We start from the raw sequence: 24930 nt of genomic DNA on the forward strand, positions 1-24930 counted from the left end.
GCCGCCCGGCCCCACGAATTCCGGGGACTCAGGCCTCCGGTCTGTAAAACGTGCCCGAACGCCACCGTCCATCCCGACGCGAACGCACACAAACCAGCCCCAGGGCCTCGTACGCCCTCTGCACCGCGCCGAACTCCCGATCCAGAATCCCGGCCACGGCCAGCCATCCGCCGGGAGCCAGCCGCCGTGCGAGCCGTTCCCGTGCCGCCAACAACACCGGGGCGGTGACGTTGGCACAGATCAGCCCGTACCGCACCCCTCGCAAAGGCAGTCGCAGCAGGTCAACCTGGCGAACCCGAACCTGGTCGGCCACTCCGTTGGCCTTCGCGTTGATCCGGGCGGTCTCCACGGCAACCGGATCGTAATCCAGGGCGTCCACGGGCCGGTACCCCAGTTTGGCAGCGGCAATCGCCAGAATGCCGGAGCCGGTCCCGGCGTCCAGGAACGGTCGCGGCAGCCCGGGGGTGCGCCGGCGCACCAGTTCTTCCAGGCAGTACCGCGTGGTGGGATGGTGTCCGGTGCCGAAACTCAGCCCCGGATCCAGGACAACCTCGCACTGGTTGGATTGGAGGGCCGTTGTCTGCCAACTGGCGCGAACCACCAGGGGTCCCACGCGGAGGATGTGGAAGTGGCGCTTCCAGCTTTCCGCCCAGTTCTCCTTCGCCAGGGGCCGGGCGCGGATTGTGCAACGACACGGCTGCCGCCCTGCGCTGCGGAGCTGCGCGAGCCGCTGCCGCAATGCGGATCGTTCCCGCAGCCACTGATCTGCCGGAGGGGCCGAAGGCAGAAAGGCCCGCACACAAGCGGTGGAGCGGCCCGGGCGATACTCCACCACGGGGGTCACCTGCCAGGTTTCGGCCACGACCTGCGCCACCGCCTCGGCGCAGGACCGCGGACACCGTACTTCCACCTGCCAAAGCTCGCCGGAGCAATCGGCGGAGGCCATGGTCCGAAGGGGGTCAAGCATGCAACGCCCCCAGCTCGCGCAGCGAGACGTAGTCCCGGGTCCGGGTGGCGGTGGCCCGGCCCAGGATGATGTGGTCGAGGACATCGATGCGCAGGATCTGGCCGGCGCGGACCAGGTCGCGTGTAACCCGCAAATCCGCCTCGGACGGAGTGGGGTCCCCGCTGGGATGGTTGTGGATCAGGATCAGGGCCGCAGCCTTGGCCGCGATGGCCAGTCGAAACACCTCGCGGGGATGCACCAGGATCGTGTCGAGAGTGCCCTGGGAAATCTTTTCCAGCTTCAAGAGCCGGTGACGGGTGTTCAACAAGGCCACCCAAAAGGTCTCCACGGTGGCGAGGCGGGCCTGTTCGCGCACGAGTCGGGCCACCGCCTCGGGATGATTGAGAGGTTCGCTTTCCTCCACCCGTTCCTCGACCAGCCGACGCGCCAGTGCGAATGCGGCGGCCACGGTGACCGCCTTGTCCCGGCCCACGCCTTTGATCTGCCGGAGCTCTTCGACGGTTGCCTGGGCCAGCGCGTGCAAAGAGCCGAACCGGCGCAACAGTTCATGGCCCAGTTCGACTGCGTTGGCGCCGCGGTGGCCGGTGCGCAACAAAATGGCCAGTAATTCCGCCGAGGTCAGCGCGTCCGGTCCCCGCTGCGCCAGCCGCTCGCGTGGTCGCTCGGCCGGAAGCTGATCCTTCAAACGCAGATGCGATGCCACGGCCCGTCATTTACCGGGGCCCGCCCCCGGGCGCACGCCCAAAAAGGTCCGAGGGCTCCTGGCCTTCTGTCCCGGAGGGTGCACCCGAGTCGGCATCCCCGGCCCGGCCCGCAGCGGGGAGCCGGGGCAGAGGCAGACCCAGTTCACCCAGCACTTCGGCCACGGTGCGAAAGTGGAGTTTGGTCGTCTGGCGACAGACGTCGGGGCCGTGACGCTGCACCAACTCGCGGAGTGCCGTCCGGGCCTCCGGGCCGGCGCCCCTCGGCAAAGCTACGCCCCAGCGGCGGCTCATCTGGGTCAACCGATCCAGAAACGCCTCCCGCGCCAGGATCGAAGCCGCCGCCACCGCCGGGTCGGCCTCGGCCCGGTGCCGCTGAATCAGCTCCAGTTGACGCCCCCGGGCCATCAGAGCCCGTTGCACCAGCCGCGGATCCCGCGCGAACTGATCGCTGATCACCCGCACGGGGAACGGTTCCAACCGACCGTCCTTGTGCAGCAGGTTCTCCACCGCCCGCGCATGGGCCCAGGCCAGGAGACGGTTGACATTGCCCATTTGGGTCCAGCAGCGGTTGTAGGCTTCGTTGCCGATCACCACCACCTCGAACACACAGCCCGGCGTGGTGCGAATCTGCCGGGCCAGATCCCGAATGGCCGCGTCACTGCCCACCCGTTTGCTGTCCCGAATGCCCGTCTCCTGCCAGGCCCGGACCACCGACTCGTTCACGTAAACCGCCGCCACGCACAGCGGCCCGAAAAGGTCGCCCTTGCCCGATTCGTCCACGCCCACCCGCGCCAGTTTCAGCTCCGGCTGCAGTTCCAATTCGTAACCAAGCCGCGCTTCCCTGAGAATCTCCGGCTCCAGCACAAACTGCACAAAATCGCGCGTACCCCGGCCCTGGACCACGGCCTTGCCACTGCGGTAGCAGACGACGTTCACATCGTCACGAAACGCCCCGAAACGCGCGTGAGGCACCTCCCGGAAGGTGAAGCCGTGCTGTCGGCAGTAGGCTTCGAGGGCCTCGGCCTGGCGTTCGGTGAGCACCACGGTGTAATGACTCAAAGGCGCGGCCATGCTGGCGCAACCTACTGACACCCGTTACGCTGCCGCAAGTCCATGTCGGTCCCATCCCAACCCCCGTGGACCGCGCGGCAACGGCGGGCGCTTGTCCGCGCGTTGCTGTGCTGGTTTGGAGCGAAGGCGCGCGACCTGCCCTGGCGGCGCACTCGCGATCCCTATGCCATCTGGATCGCAGAGGTCATGCTGCAACAGACGCGCGTGGCCACGGTGTTGCCGTACTGGGAACGCTGGATGCGATGTCTGCCCGACGTGGCCGCGGTGGCACGCGCCAAACCGGACCGGTTGCGGAAACTGTGGGAAGGGCTCGGGTACTACCGCCGGGTGCAGCATCTCCAGGCTGCGGCCCGCCAAATCCTGCAACAGCATGGCGGGCGGTTTCCCGAACGATTCGAGGACGTGCTGGCCCTGCCGGGCGTGGGCCGTTACACCGCCGGCGCCATCTGCAGCGCCGCCTTCAATCAGCCCACGCCCGTCGTGGACGGCAACGTGGCCCGTGTGCTGAGCCGGTTGCTCGGCCGGCCCTTGGAGGCTTCCAGTTCGCTGGCCTGGGCGGCTGCCCGCCAGTTGGTGGAATGCGCCGTCCAATTCCCTCCGGTGCGTCTGGAACGGTGCACCCCTGCCTCGCACCACGGCGGCCCGCCCGCCTGCCCTCCCTGTTCCGCCCTCAACCAGGCCCTCATGGAACTGGGCGCCACAATTTGCACGCCGCTGCGGCCACGCTGCCCGAGCTGCCCCCTGCAGCGCGCCTGCAGGTTTCGGCGTCACCCGGGTCCGTTGCACCCCGCCAACTCCGGAAGGCCTGCTCCGGAAGAACGACCTCTGCTCGTCTGGCTCGTGCGACAGGGGTCGCACTGGCTGGTTCGAGTCCGCCCCCCGCAAGAAGTCAACGGCGGTTACTGGGAACTGCCCACATTCGAGCCGCGGCACCTGCCGCAGCCTGACGGAGCGGCCCGCGTGAACCCCGGGGACCCGCCGATTCGAGCGATCGGGGCCGCGCCACTGTTTCGACTGACCCATCATATCACCCGCTACCGGTTTCGCGTGGAGGTGTGGGAAGGCCGGCTGCAGGGCCCCTGGCCCGAGGGCCGCTGGCTCACGCAGCGACAGCTCCAGGCGCGTCCCATGACCCGGCTCACCCGAAAGATCCTGCAACACCTCCGACGCGAGGGAGCCGGCAGGCCGCCCGATACGAAGGCCCGGACCCCACAAGAGTAAAAACCCGAGAAAAAGGCCTGCGTTCAGCCCGGGCCTTCTGCTTAAATGCCGGCCCGATGACGATCATCACGGATGAACGTTGCACCGGCTACCACGCGCCCGGCCACCCGGAACGACCCCTGCGCATCCGCGCCACGCTGGAACGGTTGCGTGGCCAGTCCGACCTCTCGTTGACCTGGGCGGAGCCCGGCGACGTCACCGAAGCGGAATTGCTGCGGGCCCATACCCGTGCCCACCTCGAGCGGCTGCTCGAACCGCGGGATTTCGATCTGGACACGGCATGGTTTCCGGACATTGCCGAACACGCCCGCCGCTCCGCGGCCGCCGCGCTCACCGCCTCCCGACGCGCGCTGCAGGGAGAGCGCACCTTCAGCCTCATGCGCCCCCCCGGCCACCACGCCACCCGCAATCGTGCCATGGGTTTCTGCTATCTGAACAATGCAGCCATCGCCGCCCTGGCGGCCCGTGCCGAGGGCGTGGACCGGGTGGCCGTGTTCGACTTCGACGTCCACCACGGCAACGGCACGGAGGACATTTTGCTGGATCAGCCCGGCACCCTGTACGTCTCGGTCCATCAGCATCCCTGCTATCCCGGCACCGGCACCGAGCATCGCGGCACCAACTGCCGGAACTACCCCATGCCCCCGGCCACACCGGCCGATGAATACCGACGTGCCCTGGAACAGGCCATCGATGACATCCGCAGGTTTCAGCCCGGGCTGTTGATCGTCTCCGCCGGGTTCGACGCCTACGTGCGGGACCCGCTCGCTCGCGAGACCCTCGAAGTCGAGGATTTCCACTGGCTGGGACGCATGATTCGGTCCCTGAACTGTCCCACCGCCAGCTTGTTGGAGGGGGGGTACAGCCGCGACCTGCCCGAGCTCATCTTCGCCTACCTCAAAGGCCTGCATGACCTCTGAACCGGCACGGCCCCGCAAGGCTACCACCGCCGTCCCGGGGAAACGTCCTCCCGGGGCTGTTGAGATCCGATAGACCGCCGGCCACGGCCGCCCTGCCGCGCACACCTCTTCGTCCCAACAAAGGCCCGGAGGCCTTCCAGCGCGCACGGCCACCTTCCACTTTGGACTTCTCAGCCCATGCCGTCCGGCTAAGGTGGGGCCGCGAACCTATGAAACCTCAACCATACAAATTCTGTTTCGGCCCCTGGAACATCAGCGAAGGGCAGGATCCCTACGGCCCACCCGTGCGTCCCCCGCAAAGCTTCGAATGGAAACTCGAAGCGCTGAAAAAAATCGGATTCGACGCGATGATGTTTCACGACGACGACGCCGTGCCGGACATTGACCAAAAGACCGACGCGCAGGTGCGCCAGGAGGCACGCGCGCTGCGGCGCAAACTGTCCGACGCCGGCATCGCCGCCGAAATGGTCGCCCCGCGGCTGTGGTTCGATCCCCGCACCATTGACGGCGCTTACACCAGCAACGATCCCAAATGCCGCGCCTACGCCATCCAGCGCTCCCTCCGTTGCATCGACGTGGCCCGGGAACTGGGCACCGACCTCATCGTCTTGTGGCTGGCCCGCGAGGGGACCTACGTGCGCGAGTCCAAAAACGCGCGGCGGTGTGTGGACTACCTGGTCGAGGCCATCAACCGCATGCTCGCGTATGACCGGAAAATCCGCATCGCCATCGAGCCCAAACCCAACGAGCCGATGGACCAGGCCTACATCCCCACCATCGGGCATGCCCTGGCCCTGGCCCAACTGACCGACGACCCCGACCGCGTCGGCTGCCTCATCGAGACCGCACACGCCATCCTGGCCGGCCTCGACCCGGCGGACGAAATCGATTTCGCCTGCGCCTTTGGCAAGCTCTGGTCGATTCACCTCAACGACCAGAACGGGCTCAAGTTCGATCAGGACAAGCCCTTTGGCAGCGCCAACCTGCGCGTGGCGTTCAACCAGGTGCGCGCCCTCGAACGCAACGGCTACGGGCGCAAGGGCGAATACGTCTGCTTCGACGTCCACCCCTTCCGCACCACCAAGGTCGAGCACTGGTTGGCCCATTTGGAAAACAGCCGGCGCACCTTCCTCCGACTGGTCGAGAAAGCGCGAACCTTTGACGAGAAACAGGCCCGGGCGTTGATCCGCGACCGCAACTACGCGGCGCTCGATCAGATGGTGCTCGAGCATTTGATGGGCCGTTGACCCGGCGGAGGGCCGGGCGCCCCGACCGGCGCCCGCCCCGTGCCCGCGCGCCGACGTCAGCCCCGGGAGAACCTGCGGAATCCGTTGGGCCGTCGAGGGAGCCCGCAGCGGGACCCCGGGACCCTGCAGCCACCGCGACGGTCCGTTCCAGGCCTTTCAGAGGTCCACCTCCGGAAACCGCTCGCGAATGCGCTGGCGCAGGTGCGCTTCGTCCTCGGGCTGGTAACGTCGGCGCGGGACGAGCCGTCGCACCGCGTCCAGCAGGGCCAGCCAATCCTCCAGGGGCGGATCCTTGACGGGCATCCACCTCTCGTACCGGCGGCTGCGGATGTAAAAACGCCATTCACCCCCCACCAGGTGGGCGTACACCTGCAGCCTGGTGCCGTCGGGCGCCCTGCGTTTCCAACTGATCTCGGCCTTGGCCATGGCTTGCGCCTTCCGGGCGATCGGGACGGCCCCCGCCTCGCTCACACCGCCGATGTCCCCCTCTGCTCTCCCTCCACGGGCAATTCCACCGCGGCCACCGCCAGGGCGGCAATGCCTTCCCCGCGGCCGAGAAAACCAAGTCCCTCGTTGGTCGTGGCCTTGACTCCGACCTGACCCGGACTCAACCCCAGTGCCGCGGCAATGTTGGTGCGCATCGCCGTCACATGCGGGGCCAGGCGCGGCTGCTGCGCCACCACCGTGGCGTCCACGTTCAAAATCCGGCCGCCGCGCTGCCGCACCTGCCGGGCCGCCTCCTCCAAAAAGATCCGGCTCGGCACGCCCTTCCAACGCGGATCGGTGTTCGGAAAGTGCTGTCCGATGTCGCCTGCGCCCAGCGCCCCCAACACCGCATCGCAAATGGCATGCATCAGCGCGTCCGCATCCGAATGCCCTTCCAACCCGTGCGTGTGCGGAATCTCCACCCCGCCCAACACCAGGGGCCGGCCCGCCACCAACGCATGCACGTCGTAGCCAATCCCCACTCGCACCATGCGACGCAGTATACCGACCCGCCGCCCCGCGACAACCGCGCTTGTCCTGAAACCGGCCCTTCCGCTCACGTCCGCGTGCCGGACGCAGCCCTGAAAGGCCCCTCCCACGCGCGCCTGCACGCTTTCGAGCCCTGCAGGTGCGCCGATGCATGAAGGGTTTGCCGCCCTGATCTAACGTGGCCCGGAATCAGCAGGCGATGCAAAGCGGCGCGGCCCCGCACGCCCAAGCAAGGGCCTTCCCCTGTCCCGTTCACCCTCGCCCTCGTCAGGAATGGAAACCAACGTTTCTGCCGCTGCCCGTTCGGGCTCTGCTTGGCGCGGCTGTGAACGCCGCGCCTCCGTCTTCAGCCCAGATGCATCAGGTGTTCGATCCGCTCGAACTGTTCCCGAAGCCGCTGAGCCATGGCCTCCAGGCGAGCATCGTCCAGTCGAAATCGGTCCCGGACTTCGGCCGTCAGGTGCGTCGCCGCAGAACCCGAGGCGGCATCCTCCCGGGCCCGGTGCGCCACGGCGTTGGCCACATGGGCCACCACCGACAGCTCCGCCGGAGGGCCCAACCTCGGCTGATGATGCCACCGCACCCCCTCGACCAAGACCTCCGGAAGGCGCCACATCCGCAACAGCTCGCCCCCCACTTCCGCGTGGTCGGTGCCCACCACCTCCTGTTCCGCCTCCGGCCGCGCCATGCCCGCCAATGCCACCCGGGCCCGAATCTCGGCCAGTTGTTCCACCGACAGCACCTGGCTCATGACCAGTTTGCCCAGGTCATGCAACAGGCCCACCGTGAACGCCACCGACGGTTCCACCTCCAGGTCCAGGCCCTCTCCCAGCACGGTCTCCGCAGCCTGCGCCGTCGTCACCGAGTGACGCCACAAATCCTCCGCTTCCAAAGCGTGCTGCGGCAGGGTCACGGACATCGCCCCGCCAAAGGCCAGGGTCAACACAATGTGCAGGATTTGCTGATGCCCGAGCAGGAACACCGCTTGATCCACGGAGGCCACGGGCTCCTCGAGACCGAAAAACGGAGAATTGCACGCCCGCAGCAGCTTGGCCGTCAGCACATTGTCGCACTTGAGCACTTCGACAATCTCGTCGTTGCTGATGGCCGGCTGATCGAGCATCGATACCAGTCGCAACGCCGCCTGAGAGACCGGCGGCAGATTGCGCACCTTCCCCACGATCTCCTGCGCCTTCATACCCTGTTCCTCGGACCCCGCACCGGGTGGGGGCGTCTGGCATTTCCGGAGTCCGCCCCGCCGGCGCACAACCAGCGCACCCGTGCCGAGTTCTCCAGCACCCCGGCAAGCCACCTCAACGCCCTCCGGTTCCCCACGGGCAAAACTCGAACTTCACCAACTCGTTCCATCCAGCGCTGCTCTCCTCTGCCTGCCCGGATCCGGCTTTCGCCCTCGGCCCCAGCATGACGACTCAGACGCCGAAAGGAAAGCCTCCGGACAACCGACCCTGGCTTCCCCGGCATGCAGATCCCAACATCTCTGGTCCATTCACCGCGGCGGTGCAAAGGCCTCGACCCGCGCGGGATCAGTACCAACGGCATCCAGAGCATGCCCGTCGTGCTCTGAGCAGCCTCTGGCGACTCCTCATCGGTTCAGATTGGCAGAGGCTTGAGCCCCGCATGGAGCCGGGCTTGCGTCACGGCCACTGGCGCCCCGGGACACGCGCACTGAACCGTGAATCGGAAACTCGGCGCCCCCTGCGCAGGAGCTGCGGGCCGGTCTCCGCGGACCGGGGCGCGTCCCATGCCCGGGGACGAGTTCGGCGTTCGCGGCCATCACCGTGCGGGCAGGGAGCCACGACGATCCGTCAGCCGGCCTTCGGCCCCGTGCGCCGTGTGAACTCTGGCCAAGGCAGGACGCACGTTCCTTGCGCGGGGCCGGGCCCTTGGATCGGCGATGATGGGCCGCGTGACGGAGCTTCCGACAGTGCACTGCGCCCCGCACAAGCCGGAAGTGCCGGTTCCGCCGAGCCGTCGGCCGGAACCCCTGCGGCCCCGGCATGCCGAAGCAAGCGCCGGAGGAATGCCGCCCGGCGCTCCCGTACGCTTTCTGGTTAGTCCTTCTTTTTGAACAGCTCGCCCAGGCCCCGGGTGATCTTGCCGGCCGCCTCGCCAGCCTCTTTCCCCAACGTTTCCGCCGAGCGCACGGCTTCCTTGCCCAGTGTCCCCACCGCCTGCTGTGCCGCCCCCGCTGTCCCCTCCACCAGGGCGGCGAAGATCTTCTGCGTCAGCTCCGCCGGGGTAATGCCGTCCGGACCCGCGCCCAGATTCTCCAACTGAATGTCCGGCAACCGCACCGGCACGGAGCCCCCCAACGCCGTGGCCCCGAGCCGGAAACTCGCTCCCTTGATCACCAAGCGATCCACTTGAAGTTTCCGACTCGCACCCGCCTGGCGCTCGTTGGATCCCGAGGAATCCCCCGGCCCGGCCGCAGCCTCCACATTGGCGAGGATGCGCTTCAAATTGTTGCCCCCGGGCCCGATCTCCACCGTGATCTCGGGCGACTCCACCTCGATCAGGCGGATGTGCAGCTTTTCCGACCACAAGGATCCCGGCACCACCGCCATGCGCGCCTCGCCGACTCGAATGGCGTGCGGTGTTTTGTAGCCCTCGGGATTGCCGATCACCAAACCCTCGATCCGCCCTTGTCCCGACCATGGCGACAAGGAGACCGCCCGCAGTTGCACGGTCACCCCGGTCATCCGGGGACCGAGCGTCTCAATGCCGCTCTTCACCACACGATCCAAAAACAGGCCCGCCACCAACAACGCACCCACGATCACGGCAAGGCCCACGCCGACGGCAATCCAGAAAGGCTTTTTCATGCCCTCACTCTCCCATGCCGTGCACAATCCGCAACCTTTTCTTTGGCCGCACGCGTCGGCGGACTCTCCTCCGCGCTCTTTCAGAAGCCGCCAGGGCCTGCCCACCTTGGAGTCCGGGCCCGGCAGATCTCGGGCCACGGAGCGCCCCGGGACGTCACGATTTGCCGCACGCGAAGGTCCGCCACGGTCAACAGCGCTCTGGCAGCGTGCGGGCCCCGGCCCGGGTTCCGGCGAACTTTGACTTCTTCAGTCCGGCGGGCGCCGCTGCAATTGCGGAATGTGCTGCCCAGCGCTGCCGGCCACGGCGGCAGGCCGGCTTCCAACACAATCAAACAGCCCCGGGAGCCCTGACTCTCCCGGGGCTGCGTCGTGGTCCTCCTCGCTCGGGTTCCCGAACCCTGATGTGGCACCCGGGCACGCGACCCGGGACAAACTCACGGCAGCGTGCGCACCCGGTAATAACGGGCGTCTCCCTGCATCGGAGCGTCAAAGTAAAGCTTCGCCCCGTTGCCCGTTACGATCTCCGAGCTGGCCTCCCAGGTCCCCGAAGTGAGCGACGGGCGCGATTCCAACTGGTACCGGGCCTCGGGCCGAGATTGGAACCCGATGCGCAGACCGGCGCCGGAGCGACCGATCTCCAGACGCACCGGCTCTCCGACGCCCGGCGGTGTGGCGCCTTCACTGGTCAGCACGCCGGAGGCGGACAGGAAGCTCCAGCCGGCCGCCCAGTTCCACTCCCCAAACGCCCCACGATACGTCACCGGCGTGAAAAACCCGTCGCTCGGCGGCGTCAAACTGCTCGGACCCCAGGCCGGACTGCCCGGCTGCGGCCGCGGATCCAGCCCCCCATCGGTCGTGCGGCTGATCCCCCGCAACCTCGGATCCACCACACGATTCGAAAACGCCAGCGTCTGGAAAAACAACGCCGAATACGCATCCTCCCAAATCGGATCCCGCGTAAACCCATACCAGAGATTCTCCCGAAACTCCATCACCCCGTTGGTCGCATACTGACCCGACTTGTCATCCGCAATCCGCATCGCCGGCCCCCCAAAATCCGTGAAAATCGAATTGTAAAACCGCGGCGCCGAATACACCCGAATCAAAAACCCACGGTTGCCCGACGTGTTCGTCCCGGCCCCAATCCACGTCGCATTCCACACCTGAAAGTTCGACACCGGCGGATTGCCCGCATTCGACTCGTTGGGCTCCCCGTTCAACTCCCCCCCGTTGTCCTTCCGTCCAGGCTCCTGGATCGCAAACCAGAACTGGTGTTTGCCGTTGTGCCCCTGGTCCGCATCAAACGCATCGTCGTCGTTGAAGGCACTGATCAAATACTTCGTGTTCACCGTGCCCCCGAAAAACTCAAACCCATCGTCCGCCGTCGCAAAGGTCTCCACAAACTCAATCACCGTCCCATCCCCCACCCCCGCCAAACTCAACCCGTTCAGCTCCCGGTTCGGCTGAAACACCGTCCCGGCCCGCCGAATCGACACATACCGCAGCACCCCGCTGGAATCATGCGGATCCCCGCCCCCAAACCGGTGCACATACTGACCATCCACCTGCAGATCCGGCAGACCCTCGAACACGTCGTACTTCGGACTGGCCGCATTGCCCGCAGCGTTGATCGCCGTGTTGATCGGCGCTCGACCCATGATGGCCACCCCGCCCCAAAGCCCGCGCTCAAACAACGGCAGCGCCGCAGGATCCGACGGATCGTCCGCCTCCGCCGTGAAGATAATCGGTCGCTCCCGCGTCCCCTCCGCAAAAATCTTGCCCCCTCGCGTCACAATCAACGCCGAGGCGTTCACATCCTGACCCGCCTTGCCCTTGATCACCGTCCCCGCCTCAATGTGCAGTTCCGCCCCCTCCATCACGTACACAAACCTGTCCAAATAATACACATTGGTGCTGTACCACCGGTGCACCCCGTGCAACGCACCGCTGACGGTGATCTCCGCCGCCCGCGCCGGCAGCGAGCACAGAAGCGCCAGCGCGGCAGTACCCCGAACGAACATTCGCAGACCGCGTGTCTTCTTCATAGCAGCTTTGTCGATTGGATTTGGTTTCCTTGCGCTCATGTCGGGCCCCACCATGGCCGCGGCACGTGACGGACCCATGGCAGGTCGGTGAAAACTCGGTCACAACCCGTGCGGGATCCCGTGTCCGCGGGCGGTCCGGCTCACCACTCGCGCGAAAGGCTCAATCCAAAGAGACGTCCGCGATGATAGCGGCTGAACACCGCCGCGCCGTCCTCGCCGTAGGTTCGTTCCCAGGCCGGATCCAGAAGGTTGCGCGCCGTGAAACGCACGGACCAGTGACGGCCCAAACCCTGCCGGAGGACCACGTCGAGGCTCGGCGCCGGCTGTTCGTAAACGTCGGGCGTGGCCAACCCGGCGATGACGATCCGCGGTCCGAAGATGTTGAAGCCCACGGTCAGACTGGTCTGCGTTCGCGGATGGTCCCACGTCAAATCCGCGTTCACGACATACGGGGATTGATCGTAAAGGGGACGGCTGCGCGATGTGTCTCCCAAAAAGTCCGTGCGGTTGCGAACTTCATCCTCGGTCAATTGCACTTCCGACGCCATCCACGCTGCATTCACGCCCAAAGAAAGTCCCGAGAGGGCGGTCCACCACACGTCCAACCCTCGTCGAAACTCGAATTCCACGCCGTACACCTCGGCCGCGGGCCGGTTCATGAAGGAAACGATGTCGCCACCGATGTTGACGAACCGGCGCTCGATGGCGTTTTGCAGGTCCTTGTAGAACAGACTCAGTGAGAGAACCTCGCCGGGGCGCGGGAACCATTCCCAGCGCAGGTCGTAGTTCTTCACAGTGGACAACCCCAGTCGCGGATTGCCTTCGATCAGTTCGTCCGTCAACGGGTCGTAGCTGCGGTAGGCGGCCAGTTCACGGAACGTGGGCCGCGCCAGGGTCTGGCTGAAGTGAAGCCGCACCGTCATGTTCGTCCGGGGCTGGAAGATCAACCCGACTGCGGGAAGCCAATCCTCGCGTGCGAGGGAGGTCTGGTTCACCGGAAGGCCCGTGGTCTCGTTGGCCACGTAGCTGAGGGAATCCATGGCGATCTCGGTTTGCTCGAAGCGGACGCCGCCGATCAATCGCAACCGACGAGTCAGGGGCGCTTCCGCCATCACGTATGCGGCCGGAACCGTCTGCTCCCCGGTGTACCGGCTGTCCCGCAACTGAATGTATCGGTTCCAGACATAGGAGATCCGGCCCGCGGCGTTGGTGGTGGCCCGATAGCCGAGACTCCCGGGAGGTAAAAACGCATTCGCATCTCCCAGGAACGGGAACCGGTCGGTGGGGGCATACAGGCCTTCGTAGAACACTTCCCGATCCTTGAAGGTGCGTTCCCCCTGCTGCCATGCGCCGCCCCACTTCCACACCACCTCGCGATCCTGTCCCCATCGCAGCGGCACGGTGAGGTCCGCGCGGGCACTCCGGTTGTTCTCCTCCAGGTCCCGGAAGTAACGGGTTGGTTTGTTGGGCGTCGGGAGCGACTGGTGATCGGGCTGAAAAAGGTGGCCGTCGGTGCGGTAGTGAAAGAATCGCGCATCCGGTTCCTCTTGAGCGCTCCGGGACAGTGCGGCCAACCATTCGAGTTTGGCATCACTCCATCGCGGCAGGGTGTGTTCCCCGTGCAACTGAAAGGACTGCAGATGCCGCTCCGTCCAGTGCAGCCGGTGCAGCACAAACTCCCAGCCGGGATCGTCGCTGATGCGGCCGCGCTGGGTTCGGGCCAGATCCTCCGCACTTTGATTGTGATAGAATGTGAACTCGAGTTTTTGCTCTTGCTGGTATCGCCAGGCCAGGTTGGCCACCGTCGCCCAGGTAATCTCCTCGATCCCCTGTACATCCTCGAACTGTTTTCGGGGCTGGATCGTCTGATGGAGGCCCGGTGCGTAGCGGTTGTTGACGCCGTCGAGATATTGAAACTTGCGCTGATACGTGATGCCGCCGAAGTACCCCAGGGCATGGGCTTTCCCGGCCCGGGTATCCCCCAGGGCCAGGGAAAAGTTGTGATTGGGAAGCGCGTGTTCCGGGCGGGGTGCAAAGTCCGTGGGTCCCAGGAGCCGTGTCAGGTGGTGCACGGTTTCGGCCTGCTGAATTCTCGCGGCATACGTGGAGCTGGATGGAAGACCGCTGTTGGCCGGCGGTCGGGGAATCTGAAGTCCGGGTCGGGAGAGCTCCGCCGGCAGGGCCCGGGTGCCGTCGTCCAGGGCCAGCCAGTCGGTCCCGCCCCCGGCATACCGGGGAAAATCATCCCGAAAAGTCGCCCGGGTGTTGGCCTCGACTCCCCCCGAAAGCCGGAGCTGAAACTCTTCGGGGAAGGAGCGCGTCTTGAGAAGCACGCCCCCGCCGGAAAAGTTCCCGGGCAGGTCGGGGGTGAAGGTTTTGGTGACGGTCACCGATTCGATGAGGCCGGCGGGGAACATGTCGAGCTGCGCCGATTTTTTGTAGGGGTCGGGCGAGGGGACTTCGGCCCCGTTGAGCAAGACGCCCACGTAACGTTCATTCAGACCGCGCACCACCGGCTCCCGCCCCCCCACCACGGTTACGCCCGGAACCTGCTCCAGAATGTCCGCGGCATCACTGGCGGCCAACCGGCTGAACTGCTCGGCCCCGAGGACGTCCATGGCCACCGTCGCGCGTTGCCGCATCTCCAACAACTGCACGACCTGTTCGCTCATCTCCGCGGCGGTCACGACGTACTCCTCCAATTCGTAGAACTCCGGTCGCAGCGCCGCGTCCACCCGGGAAGTTTGTCCCTCCGCCACCAGCACATCCGTGACCATCGTTCGCGCGTAACCGGACCGGGAAAAAATCAATTCATGCCGGCCGGGAGGCACGCCGCGAAGCCGGTACAACCCCTCGTGGTCCGTCACCGTGGCCAGGGTGGTCCCGCGCAGGGTCACCACCACGCCGCTCAACGGGCGGCCGTCCCAGTTGTCCAAAACCCGACCTTCCAACACTCCGGTGGAGAACGTGTCCTGCCCGCAACAGGCGCCGGCGATGTGAAGAACCCCCAGGACCACGAGGATCGGCCATCGCAACCATTCCCACCCGCGGCACTGCATGCGCCTCCCACGTGAGAAATCCCTTTCCGGATGCAACGCCTTCTCCTTTCGAATCCACGCGCTGACGCGTGTCACAAGCATGTTCCCCTCCTGAATCCGTGCGGCGCCGGATGCGGGTGCGGCCGGGGTTCACGAGGAAGCGGGACGGGACGTGGCGAGCTTCACCACTTCATCCAGATAACGCTGCACGGGCTCCCGCGGACGCAACCGCTGCGCCCGTTGCAGCAGCTCGGCCGCGCGTCGATACTCCTGATGGCGGACCAACAACTGGGCATGCTTCACCAGGGCATCCGGCGCCACGGCCTCGATCTGCGCGGCGGCCTGATAACGAAACTCGGCCTTCTCGCGATCGCCCGCGTGCGCATACCAGTCACCTGCCAGCAACAGCGCCTGGCCATCGGCGGGAAACCGCCTCAGACACTCCTCCAGGCGCTCCAGCGCAGCCTCCGCCTTGCCCTCGGCCCACAACCACCGCGCGTGCAGCCGGAGCCGCTGGTTTTGCACGGCAGGCGGCAACGCCCCCTCCACCCGATGAATGGCGTCCAACAACGCACCCACCACGGCCGTCTGCCCCTGTGCCAGCAGAACCTCGGCCGCGCGCAGCGCCCGTTCGGGAGCCGCAGCAGACCCGGTGGCCAGCGCCTCGCGATAGACGGCCGCGGCTTCTTCCGGAGCGTCCGACATGACGTAGAGGTCGGCCAGGGCAAAGAGGTCCTCCGCCCGCGCGCCTCCGAGCCGGCGCAACGTCTCGTACGCGACCAGCGCCTCCTTGCGTTCATTGCGCTGGAGATGCAACTGTGCCTTCCACTGCCACAGCGCCACACGGTCGGGCCGCGTGCTCAACAACTCGTCGACCAGCCGCAGCGCCGGCTCATATTGGGCACTCGCAAACCACGCCTGGAGCAACTGCAGTTGCAGAGTGAAATCGTCCGGCTTGAAAAGCAGGGCCTGCTGCGTGGCCGCCGCGGCCGCCACGGGCCGGCCCGATTGGAGGTACATGGCGCCCAAGATACCGAGCGTGGATGCGTCCGCGCCTCCCAACTCCAAGGCCCGCCCCAGAGCCCGGGCTGCACCGGCGGCATCGCCCAGCCGCGCCCGCACAAAGCCGAGATTCTTCCAAGCCCGCAAGAACTCCGGGTGCTTTGCCACCGCGGCTTCCAGGTGCACCTGCGCGTTGGTCGGATCACCGGCCTGCAGGAATGCGGTGCCCAACGTGAAGTCGAACAGGGCCGAGGCCGTCGGTCCCACCAAGGGCTTGAGTACTTCGATGGCCTTGTGCGGATCCTCCCGCAGCGCCGGCACGACCGTCTGGCGCCACTGTTCCTGTTCCTCGGCCGTCAAGGGAGGCTCCAACCGGCCCAAGAATCCATACGATCCCACCACGCGCCGCAAAAACTCGGGATCGTTCCAAAAAGCAGCCAGCGGGTGGTCCTCCGGCAAAGGGATCCAACCGGGGCTGACCGGACCAGCCGTGGAGGTTTGCGGCTCCACCCGCGCCTTCTTTGCCGGGGAGGAGTCTTTCCGCGTGCGCGGAGCGGCCTCGGCTGCCCCGACCGGACCGATCATCCCGACCATCCCTGCCAGGAGCAACGCCATAACCCGGAGGGTGCCCCTGCGGTCTGCGCGGGATCCGCCGACCGCGCGCGGCCCCTGCAGCCACGACCACCACTGGGGAAACTGCGGTTTCGACTTTTTCATGGGGAAACGGAGAACCGTATGGGCTGACGCAGGAACGTGCGGACCGGCTGACCGTCTTTCATGCCCGGTCGAAAACGCCATTTTCGAATCGCCTCCAGTGCGGGCGCCTCGAACTCCGGCCGCGTGGATCGTTCCACCCGTGCCTCTTCCACCCGACCCTGTTCGTCCACCACCACCAAGAGAACGACGCGCCCCTCCACGCCGGCCCGCCGCAGCGCCGCCGGATAAACGGGCGGCACCGCAGACAACACTTCCGGCGGCCGCTCCAAATCTTCCACCCGGAAGGCTTCCGTAGCGCTCACGGCCTGGACCGGCTCCCACATCCCGAGAGAATTTCCGGCCCAGGGTCCGCCCGCGCCCGGAACGGCCTCCAGGGTCAGGTTGAGCGACAGGCTCGGCGCCGCTTCGGCCAACACGGGCGGCGGCGGTTCGGTGGGGTCGGGCTCCGGGGGCGGGGGTGGCGGCGGGGTTTCCGAAGGAGGCTCTGACTCCAGGGCAACCGTCTGCACGGCCGTCAATAATCGCAACCGCTGAACCCGGCTCGAGGCCATCTGCGTCAACGGCAACACCAAAAACACCGCCAGCGTCAGCAGCGCCGCACCGGCCCAGATGCGCAACCAGTCCCCGCCCCCCTCGCGTTGAATTCTCATACTGGGAAGGGATCCAACGGCCTCGCTGTTCAGCTGCTGGCGGGATCGGTTGCGATGCTGACACTCTTGGCCTTGCCCAGCTTGGCTTCGTCGATAACGCGCACCAACAAGCCGGCGTTCGCGTTTTTGTCCACTTGCAGGATCACGGGCAGCGGTTGTTCCCGACACAGCCGGCTGACCAGGGGGCGCACCCCGCCCACGCCGATGTCCTTGCCGGCGTAAACCACGTTTCCCTGGGCCGTGACCGCCAGCAAAATGCTGTTCTTCTCGAGGGTTTCGGCCGAAATCGCCTGCGGCTTGTCCACCTCCGTGCCGGTTTCCTCCACAAACACCGTGGTCACGATGAAGAAAATCAGCAGGATGAACACCATGTCGATCAACGGTGAAACGTTGATCTCGGTGAGCTCGTCTGCTTCCACCAGCGCGCGACGATACCTCATACGGACAATTCAACGAGCGCCTCCGGACGCACCCACGCCTGCTCGCGGCTCAGAGTCTGGACCGGCCGAGCCGTCGTCCTGGAGCGGATCTGTCGCGTGCCCAGACTTTCCAACCGCACCAGGAACGCCTCGAACTCATGCCGGCGGCGCCGACACCAGTGCGCAATCACCAACCCCGGCAGGGCAATGCACAGCCCGATTTCCGGCGGGAACAGTGCCTGGGAAATGCCCGCCGCCATGGCTTCGGTGATCTGGCCCCCGCCCCCGAGGGCCAGGGCGCGAAACGTGACCAACATGCCCGAGACCGTGCCCAACAAACCGACCAGCGGAGCCGCCGCAACCAGGGTGCTCAGCAGGGCCAGTTGCCGGTCCAGCGGCGCCAACCAGGCACGGTTCAGACCGGCGAAACTCCGGTGCAGTTGCGGCACGGACGTTCGATGCATCCCGGTCTCCAGCAGAAGGGTGCGCACCTCCGGGGGCGCGCTGCTCGTGTCCCTCACCCAACTCTGCCAGTCGCCGTCGGAGCCCCAGCGATCGGGCAGGCGGCGCATGCGCAGGACCAGACGCAAGCCCACGACAAACATCGCCAGCGACACCGCCACCAACGGGAGCATCACCCAGCCCCCGCGCACCCAGGTCTCGAGAATCGTTGGAATCATACGTTCCTCCTCGAATCCACGCCTCGTCACTACCGCGCCCCGGCCGGCTCCGGCAGGGCATTCAAAAACGCAACTCCCAACTGTTCCACCCGGCCCAACCAGCCCTTGAGCTTGCGCGACAACATCGCGTGGAGCAGCAGGGAGGGAATTGCCACGATCAACCCGAACTCCGTGGTGATCAGGGCCTCGGAGATACCCCCGGCCAGCGTCTTCGGATCGCCGGTGCCAAATACCGTGATCACGTTGAAGGTGTTGATCATTCCGGTGACGGTGCCGAGCAGGCCCAGCAAGGGTGACGCCGCGGCCGTCAGGGCCAGAAACGGCACCCCGCGCTCCAGCCTGGGCCGAAGGGCGAGCATCTTCTCGTACAGGATTTCCTCGATGAATTCCTTCGGCTCGCGCCAGTGCTGCACCGCCTCTTCCAGCATGCGCCCCGCCGGCCCGGGCAGTTGACGCGCAAGCACCATCGCGCGCTCCGGATCCCCCCGCTCCAGGGCGTTCACCAGTGGCTTCAGCTGGTCGGGCGTGACCTCCGGCAGCCGTGCCAGTTGCGCCCATTTCCAGGCAAAAATGCCCAGCGCCAGAGCCCCCAACCCCAGGATCGGGATCATCACGGGACCGCCCTTTTGAATGTGGGTCCACAGCGAGTCTCGGGTGGCCTGGAGCTTCCAGGCATTGCCCAGCGTGGGGTCCACCGGCAGTGTGCCGCGGCCCGTGGACGCCACCTGCGGGATGCCCGCCGCGGAGACACCCTCCGGCCGGCCCATCTCCGGCGCCGGGGCGTTCAATCGCAGTTGCGCCACGCCGGCCACCGGAACCGTGCCGGTGGAAGCGAACCACGCCAGGGGTCCCATCAGGACGAATTGCCCCTCGACCAACTGGCCCCGTTCATCCAGGGCGCGCCCCTCCAGGCGGTCGCCTCCCATGCGCCGCTCCAGCCGCTGCACAGCCGCGTCCAAGAGGTCCAACTGCGGCTTCAGACGGACGTCAGGAGCAGCCCCGTCCAGAGCCCGAGCCCGCTGAAACTCCCGCAGCGGCCCTTCATAAAGACCGGCCTCGACGGGGTGCAAACGGCCCGCAAACGCCTCTTGGTATCCGACCAGCAGGCCCTCGATGGCCGCCACCTCATTGCTGCGCGCCCGCAGCTCCGCCTTCCACGCGTTCAATTCCACCAGCTCGTTGTCGACCCGACGCCTGGCCCGATCCAGCTCGCTGCGCCGCTGGGACAGTCGCTCCTCCCACTCCCGAATCTGGCGCACGAGTGCACTCCGCTCGGACTCGACCGCCTCGCGGGTCCGCGTCAGCTCCTGCAGCGCCTGTTCCAAATCTGCCCTGGCCCGGCTCGTCAGCGTGGGCAAATCGCCGGACTGCCCGAACGCCGCGGCGGCCAACCCCAACCCCAGGAGACCCAGCACTCTGAAAGAGGCCCTCCGAATCTCTGACGTGCGACGCGACATCACTGAACCTCCACCGGAAGCTCCACATAACGGGCCGGCCGCCGCCCCTCATGAACAGCCACGGCCTCCTGCACGCGCGGACCCAATCCCGGCTCTTCCACCCATCGCCAACCCTCCGAAGTGGGCACTCCCCGCCCCGCGATCCGACCGTTCTGGTCCACGTACCAGGCCTGCGCCAGCCCCAGATAAAGGGTCTGGACCTTGACCGGTTGGCCGTCCGGCCCGGGCCGCAATTCGGCGTGCAACGTCAGGCCCTGATCGAACTTCTCCGCTTCGTTCAAAAGCGTCACCACTGTCTGCAACCGTGCTCCCGCCGACTGAGTTGCACCCTGCCCCCCTGCCGCCAGGCGGTCCCACAAGGGGGACACGGCCTTTTGCAACGGCTCGGGAAAGCTCGGCTGCAGGCGCTGCAGCCGCGGCACCAGGGCGGCCAGTCGGTCCCGCAACAGTGTCAGCGCCGCGTCATATGACTCCTGCTGACGCTTCACCAATGCGCGCTCGGCCGTGACCGCCACGGACTGGGTTTCCGTCTGGGAAAGGGCTGTCTCCAGGGATTCGACCTCACGCTGCAACATCGCCAGGGTTTGCTGCAGCATCTCGCGCTCGGCGGCCCATTCCGATTTGGCCTTCGAAATCAACTGTCGGGTCTGAATCCATTGCTCGAGAACAGCCCGGAACTCGGCCGCCGCGGGATCCGCCTCTGCCGCGGCGCCCGCGCCGGCGCTGCAAAAGCCCGCCAGTCCCATCGCAAGCCAAAACACAACCTTCATCCACCGCCAGCGTGGTGCAGGGGCGTCACAGCTTGTCGACAGCTCGGTTACAAATCCGTAACAACCCGCCGGGCTTCACGAGTTCACCCGGACCACGGGTCAACCCGATCGCACGTTTGAGATCACCGTCCCCTGCCCGCAGGCCCTTGTGGCGCAGGGCAAAGAAGTGTGGCCCTGCGCACGCGGTCTGGCCCACACTCCCAGGGCCATGATGCGCACCGTGATTTGCCTCGGACTCGTGATGATGCTGCAGTACCCGGGCCAGGGTTCGGAGACCGGTTCCTTACGTGCGCCGGAAGTGACAGAAACCCGTTCGGCCGGCCGGCTCCCGCGCAACCCTCTCTTCCCCGGAGCCGACCCGCACGCAGTTGTGGTGGGTGACGCCGTGTGGATTTATCCCACGTGGAGCGACGGTGCGCTGGACCGTTTTTACGCGTTTGTTTCCACCAACCTTCATCACTGGCAAAGGCACGGGCCCATCCTGCGCTTCGACGAGGTCCGGTGGATTGGAGACGACGGCGCGCCGCGGCACTATGCCTGGGCCCCGTGCGTCGTGCACCACGAAGGTCGCTGGTTTCTCTACTACTCGGTGGGGCCCCAAAACCCCACGCCCTCCCGGATTGGCGTGGCAGTGGCGGATCGGCCCGAGGGGCCCTTTCGCGATTCGGGCCGGCCGCTGTTGATCGGCGACGCCACCTTCGAGGCCATTGATCCCATGGTGTTTCGCGATCCGCGATCGGGTCGGTTTTTCCTCTACGCGGGAGGCAGCGCCGGCGCGCGACTGCGTGTGTTCGAACTGCAACCAGACCTTGTCTCCCTGGCCCGCGAAATCCCGGTGGCAACCCCGCCCCGTTTCACGGAGGGCGCCTTCATGCATTTCTGGCGCGGCAAATACTACCTGTCCTACAGCCACGGTAGTTTCCGACACGCCTCCTATTCCGTGCATTACGCCACGGGAGATTCGCCGACCGGTCCGTGGCAATATCAGGGCGCCATTCTCACCAGTGACGCCACGCGCAAGGGCCCGGGTCATCATGCCTTCTTTCAACATCCGCGCACCGGGGAATGGCTCATTGTTTATCATCGTTGGGAGAATCAGATGGGCGACGGCCCCTACCGCGGCTCGCGCCAGATTTGCATTGACCGTGTGGAGTTCGAACCGGACGGCCGGATCCGCCCCGTGGTCATGACCGGGGAAGAACCGACCTCCCGGCGTTTCGCCCCCTGAGGATCGCCCCACGGGGCTGGTGGTCCTCAGCGTTCAGCGCAGAGCAATACCAACAGCAGCAGTTTGGTGGGACGACATTGTCGAGGGCCTTCGATTGCCCGTGCCCGCACCCACGGCGTCTTGGCACGGCAGGCTTTCCACCCGAGGTCGGAATTCCAATGACTCGTTCGCTTGCTCGTCCCCGGAAGCGCTTCTGCGCCCATTCAGACGGCGCCTGCAGACTTTCGGATGCATCCCCGTGTCGAGCCGCTCCATGAACCGGACATGGCCTTCCGGGTCCCGGACCGGGACGGGAACCATCCCACACCAGGGCGGACAACAGCCCGGTCAGTTGGGATTCGCCGCCGGATCCGGCGTCCACACAATGCGGGTTTGGGGTAAAATGGCCTTGCCCTTGTTTGGGCTGCCGGGGGTCGTCTCCACCACCTGATCCCCGCGGAGGGATTCGACATGCCCGTCGGTGAAGACCAGATTGCCCCGATTCCGGTGGCGCGCCACAAATCGCGAGGCATAACTCGACGGCTGGCCCAGGTCACTATCGGCCTGGGCCGGATCGACCTTGGGCTCGGGGGGAAGTCGGTTTTCCAAAAACACCACCGTTTGGGAGGGGCGTTGGATGGCAGAGGCGCGCACGGGGGCCGCACCGCTCCTGAGTTTGGAATTCATGGCCAGGGAGAACAGCACATTCCCCAGCGTCTCCGGGGATTCCGGAAACCGGGCAGCCGCACAATGAAAGAGGCTGTCGCGGGAGTAAAAGCCGGCCCGCTCGTGAACATAATCGGCTGCGGCACGCAGGGACAACACGCGCGGCAACGCGTTGTACCAGACGTCCGCGGCGGTCGGGTCGCTGACTTGCGCCCAGTTGTTCAGGCGCGAGGAGGTGCCAACGGCTTCGCGTGGGAAATGGTCATCTTGATCCTGATGATACAAGGTCAGCGCCAGGCCCCACTGGCGGAGCTTTTGCAGACAGGCGGTCCGTTGCGCAGCCGCCCTGGCGCGAGAGAGCGACGGCAACAACATGGCTGCCAGGATGGCCAGAATGACAAGGACCACCAGCAATTCGACCAGCGTGAACCCGATCAGCCGAGGGCGTTGGGCGAACGCATCTTTCATGGTGCCGGAAACGGAAGGATGGTGCTCAATCGGTAAAAGTGGCCGGCCGGGCTGCGGACATCCGTGATCGACATCAGGTCAGCCTCCGCCACCACCTCCCTGAGGACCGTCCAGGTCTCCGAGCCCAGCGACTCGCGACGTTCAACGGTGTAGCGCCGGCCGGGGACAGCTCGCCAACTCAGGCGGACCGACTCCCCGGCGGGTGCTGCGAGGAGCAAACGTGTGGGCGCAATGACGCGACCGGGAGAGCCGACGTCGCCATTGGCCGCCACCCAGGCCCCGTTGACCTCTGCGGCAGCCCATAGGGTTAGAAGCCCGGGCACGGGGGTCTGAGCGGTCGGTTGATCCGGGTCGTACACAAAGGTCTGACGGGGCCCCGTGGCCGCGGCGCCGAACGTCACGCCGCAAATGAAGTCATCGTCCGCAGAAGCAGCAGCATTCCACAGGTAGAGACCGTCGCCGTTGCTGCTCAATCCCAGTCCCGGGCCGGCATAGATCACGACCCTGCTCCCTTGCGGGCCCTCGTGAAGTCCCCACCAGGAGCGAAACAGGGCCTCGGTCATCGGTCTGCCTGCGGTCGTCTCCACAAAGACAATGCTTTCCCCCGGATGAATCACCAGGTCGTTCGTGATGACCGCGGCTGCTGACAGAGATCGCGAATCGTCGTCAAACCGGTAACCCTTAAGATTGAACGGTCGTGTGTCAAAGCTGGTGAGCTCCCACCAATCTTGAAACTCTGCCGATCCAGTGGAGTGCACCTCGGTAATCAGGAACCGGGGTTTCGGCGTCACGGTGACCCGGGCCGACGCGGTACGGGCTCCGGCCAGATTGGAAGCCACGACGGTGTAAACGGCCGTGCCGAACGCTTCCGACAGGGGCAGCACCAGGCGATTGGCCGTCTGACCCGGGAGAGGAATCCCGTTGCTCAGCCACTGATACTCGGGCGGCGGATTCGCATGTGCCATGGCCACGAGACTCACCGTTTGGCCCGGGTAGGCGTCCACATCCGCGGGGGGCACCACAAAGCTCGGAGCCGCCGGCGAGCTGTCCACGATCAGGAGCGCCTCCGAGCTGAGGATGAACTCGAGCCCGTTGGTGACCTGAACACGATAAGAGCCTTCGTCCGAGGCCCGGACGGCCGGCAGCGTCAGAGTGGCCGCGGTGGCACCCGGAATCGGGTCACCGTTGAACACCCACTGATATTTCGGGCGGGGCAAACCGTGCGTAGCCACGGAAAATGTAACCGGGAATCCCACGTACCCTACCTGGTTGGTGGGCTGCAGCGTGATCCGCAGGGATACCGGGCCGGCATGGGTACCCGGCGAAGCGATGTCATCCGACAATGCGGCCCTGAACGCGCCGGCCAGACCGTTGGAACTCACCACGGTCAACAACCCCGTTTGTCGATCATATGTGAAAGAATGCCCCCGCGTCGCCGGGCCGAAGTCCACGCGATCCACGAACTCTTCATCCCTGCTGGCCTCCGGACCCCACAGAATCACGCTGTCTCCGTCGCTACTCAGCCCGTTGCCGCTGTAGAAGACCACCTGCTGAGCGGGCGGCAACCCCCACCAGGCTCGAAACTCTTCCGGAGTGTCGATCTCCGGAATGTTGTTTTGCACGAAAAGAATTGTCTCCCCGGGACCGATGTTCAGACCTTCAAAAGGCGTTGCGTCTGCACCGGCCAAACCTCCCGAGTTGTCGTTCCAACGATACCCCGTCAGGTCGATCCGGTTGGTCCCGAAGTTGGTCAATTCCCAGAAGTCCGGGCCCTGAACCACACCCCAGGAATGATTCGTCGACGCCGAAGACATGACCTCGGTAATGGCCAGCTGGGCCATTGCCATGGACGTGGTCCACAAG

21 protein-coding genes are annotated in these 24930 nt (G+C 66.0%); 4 read left to right on the top strand and 17 right to left on the bottom strand.

Annotation, left to right across the window (positions count from 1 at the left end):
• Positions 1–28: 28 nt before the first annotated feature.
• The 3 genes from ACPDIT_RS04950 to rnhC are packed head-to-tail and all read right to left on the bottom strand — an operon-like array spanning position 29 to position 2742.
• Positions 29–946, bottom strand: coding sequence for a 50S ribosomal protein L11 methyltransferase (locus ACPDIT_RS04950; protein WP_423442064.1), 918 nt, complete (start codon positions 944–946; stop codon positions 29–31).
• Positions 947–959: 13 nt separating this feature from the next.
• Entirely contained in the window at positions 960–1670 is a 711-nt protein-coding gene (gene radC, locus ACPDIT_RS04955; protein ID WP_423442065.1) for a RadC family protein, read from the bottom strand.
• A gap of 10 nt (positions 1671–1680) precedes the next feature.
• On the bottom strand, positions 1681–2742 hold the full coding sequence (gene rnhC / locus ACPDIT_RS04960) for a ribonuclease HIII (RefSeq protein ID WP_423442066.1): 1062 nt from the start codon (positions 2740–2742) through the stop codon (positions 1681–1683).
• Positions 2743–2784: 42 nt separating this feature from the next.
• Between rnhC and ACPDIT_RS04965 the strand changes: the two genes are divergently transcribed.
• The 3 genes from ACPDIT_RS04965 (at position 2785) to ACPDIT_RS04975 (ending at position 6130) form a co-directional block, all read left to right on the top strand.
• Positions 2785–3963 carry an A/G-specific adenine glycosylase gene (locus ACPDIT_RS04965; RefSeq protein ID WP_423442067.1) on the top strand — a complete coding sequence of 393 codons (1179 nt, stop codon included), beginning with the start codon at positions 2785–2787 and terminating at the stop codon, positions 3961–3963.
• 56 nt (positions 3964–4019) lie between these two features.
• On the top strand, positions 4020–4883 hold the full coding sequence (locus tag ACPDIT_RS04970) for a histone deacetylase family protein (protein ID WP_423442068.1): 864 nt from the start codon (positions 4020–4022) through the stop codon (positions 4881–4883).
• Between the two features lie 209 nt (positions 4884–5092).
• Positions 5093–6130 carry a TIM barrel protein gene (locus ACPDIT_RS04975; protein WP_423442069.1) on the top strand — a complete coding sequence of 346 codons (1038 nt, stop codon included), beginning with the start codon at positions 5093–5095 and terminating at the stop codon, positions 6128–6130.
• A 156-nt stretch (positions 6131–6286) separates the two neighbouring features.
• On the opposite strand, the gene ACPDIT_RS04980 is transcribed toward ACPDIT_RS04975, so the two are convergent.
• The 12 genes from ACPDIT_RS04980 to ACPDIT_RS05035 all read right to left on the bottom strand — a co-directional run bounded on the left by ACPDIT_RS04980 (position 6287) and on the right by ACPDIT_RS05035 (position 20726).
• A complete protein-coding gene (locus tag ACPDIT_RS04980) occupies positions 6287–6601 on the bottom strand; it encodes a hypothetical protein (protein WP_423442070.1) in 315 nt (104 codons plus the stop codon).
• Positions 6598–7107: a 2-C-methyl-D-erythritol 2,4-cyclodiphosphate synthase gene (gene ispF, locus ACPDIT_RS04985; RefSeq protein ID WP_423442071.1), complete on the bottom strand. Its 510-nt coding sequence runs from the start codon at positions 7105–7107 to the stop codon at positions 6598–6600. Before ispF ends, ACPDIT_RS04980 begins: the two co-directional genes overlap by 4 nt.
• Before the next feature lie 344 nt (positions 7108–7451).
• Positions 7452–8303 (bottom strand): HDOD domain-containing protein, encoded by an 852-nt coding sequence (locus tag ACPDIT_RS04990; RefSeq protein ID WP_423442072.1) that lies wholly within the window; start codon positions 8301–8303, stop codon positions 7452–7454.
• Between the two features lie 874 nt (positions 8304–9177).
• Complete coding sequence (locus ACPDIT_RS04995; RefSeq protein ID WP_423442073.1) at positions 9178–9948, bottom strand: hypothetical protein; 771 nt, start codon at positions 9946–9948, stop codon at positions 9178–9180.
• Positions 9949–10382: 434 nt separating this feature from the next.
• Positions 10383–11993 (bottom strand): T9SS C-terminal target domain-containing protein, encoded by a 1611-nt coding sequence (locus tag ACPDIT_RS05000; RefSeq protein WP_423442074.1) that lies wholly within the window; start codon positions 11991–11993, stop codon positions 10383–10385.
• Between the two features lie 140 nt (positions 11994–12133).
• Entirely contained in the window at positions 12134–15052 is a 2919-nt protein-coding gene (locus tag ACPDIT_RS05005; protein ID WP_423442075.1) for a TonB-dependent receptor domain-containing protein, read from the bottom strand.
• Positions 15053–15181: 129 nt separating this feature from the next.
• Complete coding sequence (locus tag ACPDIT_RS05010) at positions 15182–16750, bottom strand: tetratricopeptide repeat protein (protein WP_423442076.1); 1569 nt, start codon at positions 16748–16750, stop codon at positions 15182–15184.
• Entirely contained in the window at positions 16747–17400 is a 654-nt protein-coding gene (locus ACPDIT_RS05015) for an energy transducer TonB (protein WP_423442077.1), read from the bottom strand. Before ACPDIT_RS05015 ends, ACPDIT_RS05010 begins: the two co-directional genes overlap by 4 nt.
• Positions 17401–17429: 29 nt before the next feature.
• Positions 17430–17840 (bottom strand): ExbD/TolR family protein, encoded by a 411-nt coding sequence (locus ACPDIT_RS05020; RefSeq protein WP_423442078.1) that lies wholly within the window; start codon positions 17838–17840, stop codon positions 17430–17432.
• Positions 17837–18499, bottom strand: coding sequence for a MotA/TolQ/ExbB proton channel family protein (locus ACPDIT_RS05025; RefSeq protein WP_423442079.1), 663 nt, complete (start codon positions 18497–18499; stop codon positions 17837–17839). Before ACPDIT_RS05025 ends, ACPDIT_RS05020 begins: the two co-directional genes overlap by 4 nt.
• A 29-nt stretch (positions 18500–18528) precedes the next feature.
• Positions 18529–19914: a MotA/TolQ/ExbB proton channel family protein gene (locus ACPDIT_RS05030; protein ID WP_423442080.1), complete on the bottom strand. Its 1386-nt coding sequence runs from the start codon at positions 19912–19914 to the stop codon at positions 18529–18531.
• A 41-nt stretch (positions 19915–19955) separates the two neighbouring features.
• Positions 19956–20726, bottom strand: a complete 771-nt coding sequence (locus ACPDIT_RS05035; RefSeq protein WP_423442081.1) for a DUF3450 family protein — start codon at positions 20724–20726, stop codon at positions 19956–19958.
• A 208-nt stretch (positions 20727–20934) separates the two neighbouring features.
• Between ACPDIT_RS05035 and ACPDIT_RS05040 the strand changes: the two genes are divergently transcribed.
• Positions 20935–21954 (top strand): family 43 glycosylhydrolase, encoded by a 1020-nt coding sequence (locus ACPDIT_RS05040; protein ID WP_423442082.1) that lies wholly within the window; start codon positions 20935–20937, stop codon positions 21952–21954.
• 327 nt (positions 21955–22281) lie between these two features.
• On the opposite strand, the gene ACPDIT_RS05045 is transcribed toward ACPDIT_RS05040, so the two are convergent.
• Together ACPDIT_RS05045 and ACPDIT_RS05050 are read right to left on the bottom strand one after the other, a co-directional pair.
• Entirely contained in the window at positions 22282–23067 is a 786-nt protein-coding gene (locus ACPDIT_RS05045; RefSeq protein WP_423442083.1) for a DUF1559 domain-containing protein, read from the bottom strand.
• The gene (locus ACPDIT_RS05050; RefSeq protein ID WP_423442084.1) at positions 23064–24914 is read right to left on the bottom strand and encodes an immunoglobulin domain-containing protein; all 1851 of its coding nucleotides are present in this window, start codon (positions 24912–24914) and stop codon (positions 23064–23066) included. The genes ACPDIT_RS05045 and ACPDIT_RS05050 overlap by 4 nt, the downstream gene beginning before the upstream one ends.
• Between the last annotated feature and the right edge of the window lie 16 nt (positions 24915–24930).

Origin of the sequence: Limisphaera sp. VF-2 (genome assembly GCF_049537125.1) — a bacterium.
Lineage (GTDB): Bacteria > Verrucomicrobiota > Verrucomicrobiia > Limisphaerales > Limisphaeraceae > Limisphaera.

What these genes read in the sequence shown, in the direction of transcription:
- ACPDIT_RS04950 (WP_423442064.1), bottom strand. Translation starts at nt 946, where the DNA reads ATGGCCTCCGCCGATTGCTCCGGCGAGCTTTGGCAGGTGGAAGTACGG.
- rnhC (WP_423442066.1), bottom strand. Translation starts at nt 2,742, where the DNA reads ATGGCCGCGCCTTTGAGTCATTACACCGTGGTGCTCACCGAACGCCAG.
- ACPDIT_RS04965 (WP_423442067.1), top strand. Translation starts at nt 2,785, where the DNA reads ATGTCGGTCCCATCCCAACCCCCGTGGACCGCGCGGCAACGGCGGGCG.
- ACPDIT_RS04970 (WP_423442068.1), top strand. Translation starts at nt 4,020, where the DNA reads ATGACGATCATCACGGATGAACGTTGCACCGGCTACCACGCGCCCGGC.
- ACPDIT_RS04975 (WP_423442069.1), top strand. Translation starts at nt 5,093, where the DNA reads ATGAAACCTCAACCATACAAATTCTGTTTCGGCCCCTGGAACATCAGC.
- ispF (WP_423442071.1), bottom strand. Translation starts at nt 7,107, where the DNA reads ATGGTGCGAGTGGGGATTGGCTACGACGTGCATGCGTTGGTGGCGGGC.
- ACPDIT_RS04990 (WP_423442072.1), bottom strand. Translation starts at nt 8,303, where the DNA reads ATGAAGGCGCAGGAGATCGTGGGGAAGGTGCGCAATCTGCCGCCGGTC.
- ACPDIT_RS04995 (WP_423442073.1), bottom strand. Translation starts at nt 9,948, where the DNA reads ATGAAAAAGCCTTTCTGGATTGCCGTCGGCGTGGGCCTTGCCGTGATC.
- ACPDIT_RS05000 (WP_423442074.1), bottom strand. Translation starts at nt 11,993, where the DNA reads ATGAAGAAGACACGCGGTCTGCGAATGTTCGTTCGGGGTACTGCCGCG.
- ACPDIT_RS05005 (WP_423442075.1), bottom strand. Translation starts at nt 15,052, where the DNA reads ATGCAGTGCCGCGGGTGGGAATGGTTGCGATGGCCGATCCTCGTGGTC.
- ACPDIT_RS05010 (WP_423442076.1), bottom strand. Translation starts at nt 16,750, where the DNA reads ATGAAAAAGTCGAAACCGCAGTTTCCCCAGTGGTGGTCGTGGCTGCAG.
- ACPDIT_RS05015 (WP_423442077.1), bottom strand. Translation starts at nt 17,400, where the DNA reads ATGAGAATTCAACGCGAGGGGGGCGGGGACTGGTTGCGCATCTGGGCC.
- ACPDIT_RS05020 (WP_423442078.1), bottom strand. Translation starts at nt 17,840, where the DNA reads ATGAGGTATCGTCGCGCGCTGGTGGAAGCAGACGAGCTCACCGAGATC.
- ACPDIT_RS05025 (WP_423442079.1), bottom strand. Translation starts at nt 18,499, where the DNA reads ATGATTCCAACGATTCTCGAGACCTGGGTGCGCGGGGGCTGGGTGATG.
- ACPDIT_RS05035 (WP_423442081.1), bottom strand. Translation starts at nt 20,726, where the DNA reads ATGAAGGTTGTGTTTTGGCTTGCGATGGGACTGGCGGGCTTTTGCAGC.
- ACPDIT_RS05040 (WP_423442082.1), top strand. Translation starts at nt 20,935, where the DNA reads ATGATGCGCACCGTGATTTGCCTCGGACTCGTGATGATGCTGCAGTAC.
- ACPDIT_RS05045 (WP_423442083.1), bottom strand. Translation starts at nt 23,067, where the DNA reads ATGAAAGATGCGTTCGCCCAACGCCCTCGGCTGATCGGGTTCACGCTG.
- ACPDIT_RS05050 (WP_423442084.1), bottom strand. Translation starts at nt 24,914, where the DNA reads ATGGCAATGGCCCAGCTGGCCATTACCGAGGTCATGTCTTCGGCGTCG.